At 55.8% G+C, this 13,556-nt stretch carries 11 protein-coding genes; 4 read left to right on the top strand and 7 right to left on the bottom strand.

The window, feature by feature from the left end:
• Positions 1-24: 24 nt before the first annotated feature.
• The 6 genes from GJQ55_RS05005 to gyrA all read right to left on the bottom strand — a co-directional run bounded on the left by GJQ55_RS05005 (position 25) and on the right by gyrA (position 9,413).
• Positions 25-2,268: a bifunctional prephenate dehydrogenase/3-phosphoshikimate 1-carboxyvinyltransferase gene (locus tag GJQ55_RS05005; RefSeq protein WP_228346413.1), complete on the bottom strand. Its 2,244-nt coding sequence runs from the start codon at positions 2,266-2,268 to the stop codon at positions 25-27.
• A complete protein-coding gene (gene hisC / locus GJQ55_RS05000; RefSeq protein ID WP_228346412.1) occupies positions 2,265-3,377 on the bottom strand; it encodes a histidinol-phosphate transaminase in 1,113 nt (370 codons plus the stop codon). Before hisC ends, GJQ55_RS05005 begins: the two co-directional genes overlap by 4 nt.
• A gap of 8 nt (positions 3,378-3,385) precedes the next feature.
• The gene (gene pheA / locus GJQ55_RS04995) at positions 3,386-4,477 is read right to left on the bottom strand and encodes a prephenate dehydratase (RefSeq protein WP_228346411.1); all 1,092 of its coding nucleotides are present in this window, start codon (positions 4,475-4,477) and stop codon (positions 3,386-3,388) included.
• 10 nt (positions 4,478-4,487) lie between these two features.
• Positions 4,488-5,570, bottom strand: coding sequence for a 3-phosphoserine/phosphohydroxythreonine transaminase (gene serC, locus GJQ55_RS04990; RefSeq protein WP_228346410.1), 1,083 nt, complete (start codon positions 5,568-5,570; stop codon positions 4,488-4,490).
• Positions 5,571-5,654: 84 nt separating this feature from the next.
• Positions 5,655-6,746, bottom strand: a complete 1,092-nt coding sequence (locus GJQ55_RS04985) for a Wzz/FepE/Etk N-terminal domain-containing protein (protein ID WP_228346409.1) — start codon at positions 6,744-6,746, stop codon at positions 5,655-5,657.
• Between the two features lie 12 nt (positions 6,747-6,758).
• Positions 6,759-9,413, bottom strand: coding sequence for a DNA gyrase subunit A (gyrA, locus tag GJQ55_RS04980; RefSeq protein WP_228346408.1), 2,655 nt, complete (start codon positions 9,411-9,413; stop codon positions 6,759-6,761).
• Between the two features lie 283 nt (positions 9,414-9,696).
• Here gyrA and hemN point away from each other — a divergent pair, with 283 nt between their 5' ends.
• A complete protein-coding gene (gene hemN, locus GJQ55_RS04975) occupies positions 9,697-11,076 on the top strand; it encodes an oxygen-independent coproporphyrinogen III oxidase (protein WP_228346407.1) in 1,380 nt (459 codons plus the stop codon).
• Positions 11,045-11,563, top strand: a complete 519-nt coding sequence (locus tag GJQ55_RS04970; RefSeq protein ID WP_228346406.1) for a TlpA family protein disulfide reductase — start codon at positions 11,045-11,047, stop codon at positions 11,561-11,563. The genes hemN and GJQ55_RS04970 overlap by 32 nt, the downstream gene beginning before the upstream one ends.
• 4 nt (positions 11,564-11,567) lie before the next feature.
• Here the strand turns inward: GJQ55_RS04970 and GJQ55_RS04965 are convergent, their stop codons facing one another.
• On the bottom strand, positions 11,568-12,044 hold the full coding sequence (locus tag GJQ55_RS04965; RefSeq protein WP_228346405.1) for a hypothetical protein: 477 nt from the start codon (positions 12,042-12,044) through the stop codon (positions 11,568-11,570).
• Between the two features lie 238 nt (positions 12,045-12,282).
• Here GJQ55_RS04965 and GJQ55_RS04960 point away from each other — a divergent pair, with 238 nt between their 5' ends.
• Entirely contained in the window at positions 12,283-13,059 is a 777-nt protein-coding gene (locus tag GJQ55_RS04960) for a GNAT family N-acetyltransferase (protein WP_228346404.1), read from the top strand.
• A 130-nt stretch (positions 13,060-13,189) separates the two neighbouring features.
• Entirely contained in the window at positions 13,190-13,519 is a 330-nt protein-coding gene (locus GJQ55_RS04955; protein ID WP_228346403.1) for a hypothetical protein, read from the top strand.
• Positions 13,520-13,556: the final 37 nt, after the last annotated feature.

The raw sequence follows: 13,556 nt of genomic DNA, 5'->3' as shown, positions 1-13,556 counted from the left end.
CCGTCTTGCTTCTGCCACCAAGCCTCAGGCCTTGGTGGTCAGCACATCCAGTTCCAGGCCAGCATTGTTAGCCAGATCGACAAAGCCCGGGAACGAGGTCGCGACGTTGGCACAATCCAGAATGGTGATGGCGCTGGACGCCCGCAATGACGCCATGGCAAAGCTCATGGCAATGCGGTGGTCGCCGTGGCTGATCACTTCGCCGCCACCGAGCAGGCCACTGTGGCCCAGACCCTGAATGATGGCACCGTCGGCAGTACCTTCGGCCTGTACGCCCAGCGTGGTGAGGCCGTCGATCATCACCTGAATGCGGTCGCTTTCTTTCACGCGCAGTTCTTCCGCGCCGGTCAGAATGGTTTCGCCTTCAGCACAGGCGGCGGCAATAAACAGCGCCGGAAATTCGTCAATGGCCAGCGGCACCTGATCTTCCGGAATATGAATGCCTTTCAGTCTGGCGCTGCGGATACGGATATCGGCTACCGGCTCACCGCCGACTTCACGCGGGTTCAGCACCTCAATATTGCCGCCCATGGCGCGCAGGATATTGATGATGCCATCGCGGGTCGGGTTCATGCCGACGTGCTCAAGGGTAATATCCGATCCTTCGGCAATGCTGGCCCCCACCATAAAGAAGGCGGCCGAGGAAATATCGGCTGGTACGTCGATATTGGTGGCGGTCAGTTTGCCACCGGAACGCAGGGTGACGGTGTTGCCGTTCACCTGCACGTCGTAGCCAAAGCCTTTCAGCATCCGCTCGGTATGGTCACGGGTCGGGGCTGGTTCGGTTACCGAGGTTTCGCCTTCGGCGTACAGGCCGGCCAGCAGCACACAGCTTTTCACCTGGGCGCTGGCCATCGGCAGATCGTAGTGAATGCCGGTCAGCTTACCCGCGCCGTGCACTTTAATGGGCGGACGGCCGCCGTCGGCGGTATCCACCACCGCGCCCATCCGTTTCAGCGGATCGGCCACCCGGCCCATCGGACGCTTGGACAACGACGCATCGCCACTCATCTCCACATCAAAGGTCTGGCCGGCCATTAAGCCCGCCAGCAAGCGCATAGAGGTTCCGGAGTTACCCAGATACAGCGGCCCCGGTGGCGGCTGCAGACCGTGCAGACCGACACCATGAATGGTCACCCGGCCACGGTGTGGGCCTTCAATCACCACGCCCATATCGCGGAACGCCTGCAGCGTCGCCAGGCTGTCTTCGCCTTCCAGAAAGCCAGTCACTTCCGTGGTGCCTTCGGCCAGCGATCCCAGCATGATGGAACGGTGGGAAATGGATTTATCGCCGGGCACACGGAAGGTGCCGGTCAGCGCGCCGGAAGGTGAAGCGATATAAGTAACAGATGCCGTTTTCATAGGTTCTACATAGGCCCTGCGGGCAAGTATTTTAGAGAAATGATCGCGCGCCACTTTGGCCCGGGTCAGCACCCCCATGACGGTGGTGGTGTCATCGGCTTCAATGGCCGCGCGTAAAAAATGCAGATCGTGGGTAAACAGATCGAGTGTTTTCAGAATCTGCGTTTTATTGGCAGAAAAAATATCCCGCCACATAACCGGGCTGCTGGCGGCAATGCGGGTAAAATCGCGGAAGCCGCCGGCAGCGTAATTAAAAATTTCTTTGTTTTCGTGGGTATTGGCCAGCGTATCCACCAGTGAATAGGCCATCAGATGCGGCAGATGGCTGGTGGCGGCCAGTACTTCATCGTGATGCACCACGTCCATGCTTTCCACGTCGGCTTCCACCGCCCGCCATGCCCGGCGCACCAACCGCAGCGCGGTTTTATCGGTATGCGGTTGCGGGGTAATAATCACCTTGTGCCGCACGTACAGATTTTCGTCGGCAGCACTTACACCACTGCGCTCGGAACCGGCAATGGGGTGGCCCAGCACAAAACGCGGAAAATCGGCACCGAACACCGCCGCCACATCGTCCGCCACCGAGCCTTTAACCGAGCCCACATCAGTAATCACCGCATGGGCAGCCAGATGCGGTGCAATTTCCTGCAGCACCTGCCGTACCGCCAGAATAGGTACGGAAATAATCACCAGGTCAGCACCCGCAACCGCCGCCGCCAGGTCAGAGCTAATACGGTCAATAATGCCGCTGTTCAGCGCTTCCTGCATGGAATCCAGATTACGGTCGTAGCCCAGCACTTCGCCAACACAGCCGCGCACACGCAAACCCTTAGCCCAGGAGCAGCCAATTAAACCCAGCCCGATAATACTCAGGCGGGGAATAAAGAAAGGGGTTTCCGCACTCAAGACAGCACCGCTTGCAACGCATGAATAAACGCGGTGTTTTCCGCGGCCGTGCCGATAGAAACACGCAGATAATCCGGCATTTCGTAATTACCGACCGGACGAACAATTACGCCCTTACCAAGCAGCTGGTTGTACACATCCATGGCTTTCACACCAGCCGGTACTTTAAAAGCAATAAAATTACCCACCGACGGAATATAACTGAGGTTCATGGCTGCAAAAGCGTTAGTTAACTGCTGCATACCCGCAGTATTTTCCGCCACGCTGCGCGCCACATAATCGTCATCCGCTAACGCCGCCGCGGCAGCAGCCAGCGCCACCGAATTAACGTTAAACGGCGGCCGCACCCGGTTCATTAAATCGGCCAGTTCGGGGCTGGAGACACTGTAACCGACGCGCAAGGCCGCCAGACCATAAGCCTTGGAGAAGGTACGGGCGATAATCAGGTTCGGATACTGCGGTAACAGCTGAATACCATCCGGGTAGTCGGCTTCCTGCACATACTCAAAATAGGCTTCGTCCAGCAGCACCAGGACCTGCGCCGGTACTTTATTTAAAAACGCGACCAACTCGTCTTTTTTCAGCCAAGTGCCGGTCGGATTATTCGGGTTGGTGACGAAGACGATGCGGGTACGATCATTAATGGCGGCGGCCATCGCATCCAGATCATGGCCAAAGTTTTTCGCCGGTACATTAATGCATTCGGCACCAACCATTTTGGCCACCAGACCATAAATAGCGAAGGCGTGCTGCGAGGTCACCACGTTGTCGCCGTCATTGACGAACACCCGGGTAATAAAATCGAGGATATCGCTGGAGCCGTTGCCCAATACAATTTGCTGCGGCTGAATGCCGAGCTTGTCACACAAGGCTTTTTTCAGCACAAAACCGGCACCGTCCGGGTACAGGGTCATATCCGTCAGCGCTGCCTGCGCCGCCGCCAATGCTTTCGGACTGGGGCCGAGCGGGTTTTCATTGCTGGCCAGTTTAACGATGTCGGCTTCGTTCAGGCCCAACTCACGCGCCAGCTCATCGATGGGCTTACCCGGCTGATACGGCTGCAGACTTTGTACGCCGGTCACGGCTAACTGCTGAAAATTCACTGTCATAAGAAACCTTACATCACTGCTTTGGGGTAAGAGCCTAACCAGCGGAAATCCACCGCAATATTGCGTAATTCTTCCATCACCGGCGCGATGCTGGCATCGTCGCGGTGGCCTTCAAAATCAATAAAAAATACATAGCTCCAGGTACCGCTGCGCGCGGGCCGGGTTTCAATCCGGGTCAGGCTGATACCTGCTTTGTGGAACGGCTCCAGCACCTGATACAGGGCCCCCGGCTGATTGCGGCTGGCAATTAATACCGAGGTTTTATCATCGCCACTGGGGGTGGTGGGCTGACGACCAATAATCAGGAAGCGCGTGGTGTTATCCGGACGGTCTTCAATATTGGCCGCCTGGGTATGCAGCTGATACAGCTCGGCCGCCGCTTCGCTGGCAATCGCCGCGCTGCCTTCTTCTTTACTGGCCCGCCGCGCCGCTTCGGCGTTGGAGCTGACCGCAATGCGCTCAATTCCCGGGTAATGCTGATCCAGCCAGCGCCGGCACTGGCCCAGCGACTGCGCATGGGAATAAATGCGCTCAACCTTCTGATCCGGAGTTGTAACCAGCAAATTATGGTGTATACGCAACGCCACTTCACCGCAGATTTTCAGGCTGGAATCAAAAAAGCTGTCGTGCGTGTGGGTAACCACGCCCTCGGTGGAATTTTCCACCGGCACCACGCCGTAATGAGCAGCACCGCTTTCCACTTCGCGGAATACATCAGCAATGGAAATCTGGCTGCGGCAGGTAACGGCATGGCCAAAATGTTTCACCGCTGCCTGTTGGGTAAAGGTCCCTTCCGGGCCCAAATAGGCCACCTGCAGCGGCTCTTCCAGCGCCAGACATTGCGACATAATTTCCCGGAATAACCGCGCCATGCCCTCATTGGGCAGCGGGCCTTCATTACGGGCCATCACATTACGCAACACCTGCGCTTCGCGCTCCGGGCGATAAAACACCACGGGTTCACCCGGCTGAGCATATTTATGCTTAACCTCGGCCACCTGCTGAGCACAGCGGGCACGCTGATTAATCAGGCTCTGAATCTGCTGATCTAAGCTGTCGATCTGCTGGCGCAGCTGCTCAAGTTCCCGGGCTTCACTCATGGGTATTCTCTCAACCGTGACGTTTGGCAAAATCCGCCATAAAGGCGATTAAAGCGTCAACGGCTTCTTCCGAAACCGCGTTATAAATGGACGCACGCATACCACCCACACTGCGGTGACCGGCTAAATTCAGTAAGCCAGCCGCTTCGCTTTCCGCCAGGAAGGTTTTATCCAGCGCGGCGTCCTGCAGGGTGAACGGCACGTTCATAATGGAACGGTTATTTTTTACCACCGGGTTGGCGTAAAAACCGCTGTTATCAATGTAATCGTACAGTTTGGCGGCTTTGCGATGATTCACCACAGCAATGCCTTCTACCCCGCCCTGAGCTTTCAGCCACTGGAATACCAGCCCGGCCAGATACCAGCTGTAGGTCGGCGGCGTGTTGTACATGGAGTCGTTATCAGCACAGACTTTGTAATCAAACATGGTCGGCGTGCCCGGCAGAGTGTCACCCAGCAGATCTTCACGGACGATCACCACACAGATACCGGCAGGACCAATGTTTTTCTGTGCGCCGGCGTAAATTAAACCGAATTTCGATACATCAATCGGCTCAGACAAAATCGACGAAGAATAATCCGCCACCAGCACTTTGTCGCCGACATCGGGAATGTAATCAAACTTCACCCCGCCAATGGTTTCGTTCGGGCAATAATGCACATAGGCGGCATCCGCACTCAGGTCCAGCTCGTGCTGCGCCGGTACAGACGTGAAATTATTGCCTTCGGTGCTGGCCGCAATATGTACATCGGCATAGCGCTTGGCTTCGCCCACGGCCTTCTTGGACCACTGACCGGTAACGATATAGTCAGCTTTTTTGCCACCGCGCAGCAGGTTCATCGGCACCATGCTGAACTGACTGTGGGCGCCGCCCTGCATAAACAGCACTTTGTAATTGGCCGGAATTTTTAACAGATCACGCAGATCCTGTTCAGCCTGCGCCGCCACTGCCACAAACTCTTTACTGCGGTGGCTCATTTCCATAATCGACAGGCCTTTGCCGTGCCAATCGGTTATTTCATCGCGGGCTTGTTCCAGAACAGGCAGTGGCAACGCGGCCGGGCCGGCACAGAAGTTATACAGTCGGGTCATTTGCAAAGGCACTCGCTAAGAACTCACACACTTAAAATACAAAAGGTGCGCCTTTGCAGACGCACCTGATTCAAAACTTATTGATCAACTACGTGCTTTTTCATTCAGTTTCCGCTGGCGACGCCGCACCTGTGCAGCGGCCATCAGTGCAAACATAATACCAGCCATGCCACCTGCGACAGCACCCAGTGCCAGGACCAGCAACTTGCGTGGTTTAATCGCCGACAACGGCACAATAGCAGACTGATCCAGCTGAATATATTTCACCCGATTCCAGGCAATTTGGGTTTCTTCTACCGTTTTAATTTTCCACAGTAATTCAGGCAAGCCAGCAATATAAGCATCCTCGCCGCGCTGAGCGCGCCCTTTTAATTGGGTAATTTCTGAGCGCAAGGCTTTTTCACCCATCATATACAGCGGAGGCTGAGCGCCCACGGAAACACGTTCAGCATCGTACAGTGGGCGCTGCTGATTAATGCTGGCTGCAACCGCTGCGGCTTCTTCCAAAGTCAGCAGGCGACGCTCTTTTTCAGCCAGATATTTGGTACGCATTTCATCCGCCTGAATCCGCCACTGGTCCAGTTTGGCTTCAATACGCATACTGACCGCTTCACGGGTTTCATCACGATGTTTTTGCAACATAAAATCGCTGTAACGATTGAGTACTGCACTGGCCAGTGCTGCATCAGACAGCTCAAATTTCAGCCGTAAAAAAACATCATTTTGCTTAGCGCCCGGGTCCACGCTGCTGAAACGCTCGGTAAATTTGCTGAAATTCTGCTCCGGTGAAATTTTTTCATTAAAAATCAACGGCAACAGCTGCGGATCTTTTTCACTGAGCAACAGGTTATAAAATTCCCGCAATAATGACCCCGAAAGGGCCTGAGCACGCACATCCTTAAACGCCTGCTCAGCGGTCATATAACTTTTATCTGCAGCAATATCGAACACATCTTTCAGACGCGGCTGGTTCAGCGGCAACAATTCCGCTTCAGTAACAGGCTTGTACACCACTTCGGTCTGAAAGGTAGGAGTTGCCATAAAAGCATACAAACCCGCCAGCACTACGCTGACCAAGCCGGTACCGATCAGCCAGTACCATTTCTCCTTGATATCATCGATCAGATCAAACAGATCAATTTCATCGGCTGCGTGGTTGTACTGTCCCTGATTCATGGGCTCCATTCCTTATTCCTCGTTATCGCTTTCTTCTGTTACGTCGTTATTGGTTGCAGCATCGTCTGCACCATTCATTCCCGGCTCTGCGGCATCCGGGTTAACACCCTCGGTATCCAGCACATCGGCATCTTCTTCATCGGTATCGCAGATACGTTCCACACCCACCAGTTTTTCTTTGGCATCGACTTTAATCAGCGTCACGCCTTTGGTGTTGCGGCCCAGCACCGATACTTCGTTCACCCGGGTACGCACCAGTGTGCCCTGATCGCTGATCAGCATCACTTCGTCGCCATCAAATACCTGTACGGCACCGACCAGCGGGCCGTTACGGTCATCCACCACCATGGCGATAACGCCCTGGGTGCCACGGCCTTTGGTCGGGAATTCGGTAACCTCGGTGCGCTTACCGTAACCACGCTCAGACGCGGTCAGAATGGTGCCACCTTCTTCCGGTACGATCAGGGAGATTACGCGCTGGCCTTCATTCAGTTTGATACCACGCACACCACGGGCACCACGGCCCATGGCACGGACATCCGACTCTTTGAAACGCACCGCTTTACCGGCATTGGACATCATCAGAATATCCTGGCTGCCGTCGGTAATGGCCACACCCACCAGATGATCGCCGTCGTCCAGTTCACAGGCAATCAGGCCCACTGAACGCGGACGGCTGAACTGGTCCAGCGTGGTTTTCTTTACCGTACCGCGGGCGGTGACCATGAATACGAAACGGTCTTCGCGGTATTCAGGCACCGGTAAAATAGCCGTGATGCGCTCACCTTCGCCGAGGTTCAGCACGTTCACAATCGGCCGGCCCTTGGCGTTACGGCTGGCCTGCGGAATGTCATACACGGTCAGCCAGTACACTTTGCCGGCGTCGGTAAAGCACAGCACGGTATCGTGGCTGTTCACCACCAGCATGCGTTCAATAAAGTCTTCGTCTTTGACACTGGCCGCTGACTTGCCCTTGCCACCGCGCTTCTGCGCCTGGTAAGCATCCATCGGCTGGGTTTTGGCATAGCCACCGTGCGACAGAGTTAATACCAGGGTTTCTTCCGGAATCAGGTCGGCCATGGTCAGGTCGCGTTTCTGCGCCATGATTTCGGTCTTACGGGCATCGCCGTATTCTTCCCGGATGGCCACCAGCTCTTCGCGGATGACTTCCATCAGGCGTTCAGCACTGCCCAGAATTTCCAGGAAGCCGGCAATTTCTTCCAGTTTCAGCTGGTATTCTTCAATCAGTTTTTCGTGCTCAAGGCCGGTCAGCTTCTGCAGGCGCAGATCCAGAATGGCTTGTGCCTGAGCCGGTGACAGATGGTAAGAACCATTACGGAAACCGTATTCTTCCGGCAGATCATCCGGACGACAGGCATCCGGACCGGCACGTTCGAGCATATCCAGCACATCACCCGGCGCCCAGGGCGTGGCGATTAAGCGCTCTTTGGCTTCGGCGGCAGTCGGGGATTTTTTGATCAGTTCAATTACCGGATCAATATTGGCCAGCGCCAGCGCCAGACCTTCGAGCAAATGGCCACGCTCACGGGCTTTGCGCAGATCGTAAATGGTCCGGCGGGTCACCACTTCACGGCGGTGCTTAACGAAGGCTTCCAGCAGCTGTTTCAGGTTCAGAATTTTCGGCTGACCGTCGACCAGCGCCACGGTATTAATACCGAACACGCCCTGCAGCTGGGTTTGCGCAAACAGATTGTTCAACACCACTTCCGGCATTTCGCCACGGCGCAGTTCCACCACAATACGCATACCGTCTTTGTCAGACTCGTCGCGCAGTTCGGTGATGCCTTCGATTTTCTTTTCTTTCACCAGCTCGGCGATCTTTTCGATCAGACGGGCCTTGTTCACCTGATACGGAATCTCGGTGAAGATGATGGAGACTTTGCCGTTTTTGTCGTCTTCTTCAAAATGATGCCGGGCGCGCAGGTAAATACGGCCACGGCCGGTGCGGTAGGCTTCAACGATGCCTTCACGGCCGTTGATAAAAGCACCGGTCGGGAAATCCGGGCCGGGTATATATTCCATCAGGCCATCGATATCCAATTCCGGATTATCGATCAGCGCCAGACAGCCGTTCAGTACTTCCGTCAGGTTGTGCGGCGGAATATTGGTGGCCATACCCACGGCAATACCGGAGGAGCCGTTTACCAGCAGGTTTGGCACCCGGGTCGGCATAACCGCCGGAATCTGTTCCGTGCCGTCGTAGTTGGGCACCCAGTCCACAGTTTCTTTGTCGATATCAGCCAGAATGTCGTGGCTGATTTTAGCCATCCGCACTTCGGTGTAACGCATAGCCGCCGCAGAGTCGCCGTCGACCGAACCAAAGTTACCCTGACCATCCACCAGCCGGTAACGCATGGAGAAGTCCTGCGCCATCCGCACGATGGTGTCATACACCGCCGAATCGCCGTGCGGGTGGTATTTACCGATCACGTCACCCACCACACGGGCAGATTTTTTATAGGGCTTGTTCCAATCGTTACCCAGCACGTTCATGGCGTGCAGAACGCGGCGGTGTACCGGCTTAAGACCGTCACGCACATCTGGCAACGCCCGGCCCACAATCACGCTCATGGCGTAATCGAGATAAGACTGCTGCAGCTCGTCTTCAATGTTAATCGGAAGAACTTCTCTGGCTAACTCACCCATAGATACCCGGCCCGTCGTCTGGAATCACCCTGTTATGGTTGTAGCAGGTGACTCTGTCCTTGTGGTTGGTGCACCACCGGGCCTGCAAGGGCTTCCGGCGGGCTGCCAATAAAGGCCCGAATCATACCATAAATCAACAGGATACCTAGCGAGTCCGGCGACATCGGCCTACACCATCAGGAGCCGCCACCTACCCCCTCCGCGCCGGCAGAATTGATATGGGGCAATAACAATACCGGCACCAATGCGGTAGCATTCCTGCAACTATCAGGTGAGTACGACCATGAGTGAATTTCTGTTCTGGGATCCCTTGCTGATCCAGCGCTATAACAAAGCCGGCCCGCGCTATACCTCTTACCCGACCGCGGTCGAGTTCAAACCTGCCGTCAGCGATGCCGATGAACGCAGTGCCTTTGCCCAGCGTGATCCGGCCAAACCGCTGTCGCTGTATCTGCACATTCCGTTCTGCCGCCATGTTTGCTACTACTGTGGCTGCAATAAGATTGTTACCAAAGACACCAGCCGCTCAGCGCCCTATCTGGAGATTCTGAAACAGGAAATCCTTATGAAGCGTGCGCTGCTGCAGGGCGACGCCCCGGTCGAACAGCTGCACCTGGGCGGCGGCACCCCCACCTTTCTGACCGATGAGCAGCTGACCGAGCTGATGGAATTTCTGCGCTCACAGTTCCGTTTCAGCACCGCCGCTGATGCCGATTTCTCGATTGAGATCGACCCGCGTGAACTGCGCCCCAACACCCTGAAACTGCTGCGCCAGCTGGGCTTTAACCGCATCAGCTTTGGTGTGCAGGACCTCGAACATAAAGTGCAGGAAGCCGTTAACCGTATTCAGCCGGAAAGCATGATCCGCGCGGTAATGCTGGAAGCAAGAGAACTGGGTTTCCGCTCCATCAATATGGATCTGATCTACGGCCTGCCCTTCCAGAGCCTGGAAACCTTCGACCGCACCCTGGATGCCATTGTGGACATGAGCCCGGACCGGTTGTCCGTGTTTAACTACGCCCACCTGCCGGAACGCTTTAAACCACAACGCCGTATTAACGCCGAAGATCTGCCCGATGCCGGTGAAAAACTGGCGATTCTGGGGCACTGCATTAACAAGCTTTCGGAAGCCAACTACCACTATGTAGGTATGGACCACTTCGCCAAGCCGGATGATGAACTCGCCCGGGCTCAGGCCAGTGGCAAACTGCACCGTAATTTCCAGGGCTACACCACCCACGGCAACTGTGACCTGATCGGTTTTGGCATTTCATCCATCAGCCAGATCGGTGACTGGTATCTGCAGAACCAGACCACCATGGACGGTTATGAAGAAGCCCTGGGGCTGGACCAGCTGCCGGTCATGAAGCAACTGCATACCAGTGCTGACGATCGTCTGCGCCGGGCCGTGATCAGCGGCCTGCTGTGCCATCTGGGTGTCGATTTTGCTGTTCTGGATCAGCAGTTTGGCATCGACAGCCGGGCGGCACTGGCTGCCAGCCTGACCGAGCTGGAACCCATGGTCAAAGACGAGCTGGTCGAAATCAGCGCCAGCGGTATCCGTATTACCGAGCGCGGCCGTTTGTTGTCACGCAACGTCTGCATGGCCTTTGATACTTACCTGCAGCAGCATGAGCAAAACCGCTTCTCCCGTGCCATCTGAGCCACGCCGGCGCAGCCGCTGGCTGGCTGAAATGGCACTGGTGCTGATGCTGGTTGCCGGATTCAGTCTGTGGCTAAGCCGCCATATGCTGAACAGCGGTGAACCGGCGCCGGCAGAAACGCTGCCCGCTGTTCCGGCAGGAACCGGCACCCTGCAATGGCCTGCCGCACACAACAAAACTCTGGTGTATTTTTTCGCCCCCTGGTGTGCGGTGTGCAAAGTCAGTATGCCGTCACTGAATCTGCTGTCCGGCGATGACCTGCGCGTGGTGGTTATCGCTCTGGACTGGCAAAACCAGGCCGAAGTGGAAGACTTTGTCCGCAGCAGTGGTTTTCAGGGGGAAGTATTACTGGGCACAGCAGGCACCATGCAGCGCTGGCAAATCGATGCCTTTCCCAGCTATTACGTGGTCGGCCGTGATGGCAAGGTACTGCACCGCGACCGCGGTTTTACCACCCCGCCGGGGTTATTACTGCGTACCCGCTAACCCGTCACAGCTGCCCCGGCTGGCCGCGCCAGAAGCCCCATTGCTGTCCATCAAACTGCAGATACACCCGCCGTTCAAAGGGCCTGGTCCGGGATTCCAGACTGCGCCGCAAAGTCCGGGCCGTACGTAAGGCCGGATCCTGAATCCAGGCCTCCAGATCCACCGCCGCCCACTGAATAAAGGCCTCAGCGTAGTAATACTCGCCGACCAGATAAGGGGCAGACAGCTCGACAATGCGCAGCAATTCCGGCCGGCCGTAATAAAAGCCCTCGCCCGTATCTTCTGCACGCCCTTCCGGGTAACGGTATATCCATAAAGCCTGAGCCACTTTGCGTGAGCGCCCGTTGACCGTTTCACCGGCCAGCCGCAGTTCACTTTCCCGCGTTACCTGCCCATGCTTATACAAAGCTTCCAGCAGCACACTGTCCGTGGTGGTCTGCGAGCGGTCGACCTCATAAGGCAAAGGAAAGGGGCTCCACATCAGCGTTTCCGCCTTAAGAGCCGCCCGTATCACGGCTTCCGCAGTCGCTGTTGACAAGCCTGGCTGCGCCGGAACGGACACAGAAAAAAGTAACAGAAGTGTAACAATCAACGGTTTCATAATTCCTCCCGGTCACTTAGCATAGCGCGCCATCAGACGAACGTCGGGGATTGTCGGGGATTGTCATGCAAATGTCACAGCCCGGTTTTAGATTCCCCTTACCTTAACGAGAACGGATATGACCATGCAGCAAGCCACTGCACAGCAGCATCAGCTTCAGGCTGACATACTCGATTCCACTCTAGTGGCCCGGGTTACTCAGGACCCGGCTGAAATCCGCCAGGCCATGGCCTTACGCTATCGCGTCTTTGCTGAAGATATGGGCGCCGCCGTCAGCGGCAGCGAACAGGGGCTGGATCAGGATCATTTTGATGAATACTGTCTGCATCTGATCGTAAAAGACATCGCCAATGATCGCGTGGTGGGTTACAGCCGCATTCTTACCAACGAACTGGCGGCCAAAGCCGGTGGTTTCTACTCCGCGACCGAGTTTGATTTAAGCGCCATTTTACTGCCCGGTAAGCGCTATATGGAAATTGGCCGCACCTGCGTAGATACCGAATTCCGCAGCGGCTCCGTCATTGGCCTGCTGTGGTCCGGCATCGCCCAGTTTATGGCCGCCCACAACATTGATTACCTGATGGGTTGCGCCAGTATCCCGTTACGCGATGGCTACAGCCGTGCTGTCGCCATTGTGAACCATCTGCGTGACAATCACTTCACCCCGGAACATCTCCGCGCCACCCCCAAAGTCCCGATGCCAACGGTCGACACCGATCTGGACGGCAAGGCGCTGATGCCTCCCCTGTTAAAAGCCTATCTGCGTATTGGCCTGAAAGTCTGCGGCGAGCCCTGCCTCGATAAAGCCTTTAACGTCGCCGATGCCCTGATTCTGCTGGACCGTAAGGATATGAACCAGCGTTACCTGCGTCATTTTACCCGCGCCGAAGCCTGACCGGCGGCGCTTAATGCAGGCGGCTCAGGCCGCCTTTTTTTCCTTCTCTTCCCTTGCCGCAGATCAGCCACCCCGGGCGCAATTATCAGCTAACCTTAACGGCAGTTACCTAAGCCACAGCGGGAGCATTATGACCAGCATCACCATCAGCCAGGCCAGCGAACTCATCTGGGATCTGCTGCAGACTCTGGAAGACACCTACTGGGAAGCCAACACCTGTGACGGCAAAGATCAGGTATTCAACCTTATCCGCCTGCTGACCAACGAATATATGGAGCTGCTGAAGATCAGCGTGCAGGATCACCATTATGAATACGAAGTAATCACCGTAAGCCCTCATGAACTGCTGCATACTCTGGAAGATTTCCAGCTGGCCTGCCACGGCCTGACCCGTCGCCAACGTACGGCCGAGCAGCTATCCAGCCTGCTGAAACGCTTTAATCACCATCTGCATCTGTAAACTTCCTGACATTTCCGGACATTCAGGTTCAATGGCG

It is taken from the genome of Venatoribacter cucullus, assembly GCF_016132445.1.
Classification (GTDB): domain Bacteria; phylum Pseudomonadota; class Gammaproteobacteria; order Pseudomonadales; family Oceanobacteraceae; genus Venatoribacter; species Venatoribacter cucullus.
This window is presented reverse-complemented; position numbering and strand designations above follow the sequence as displayed.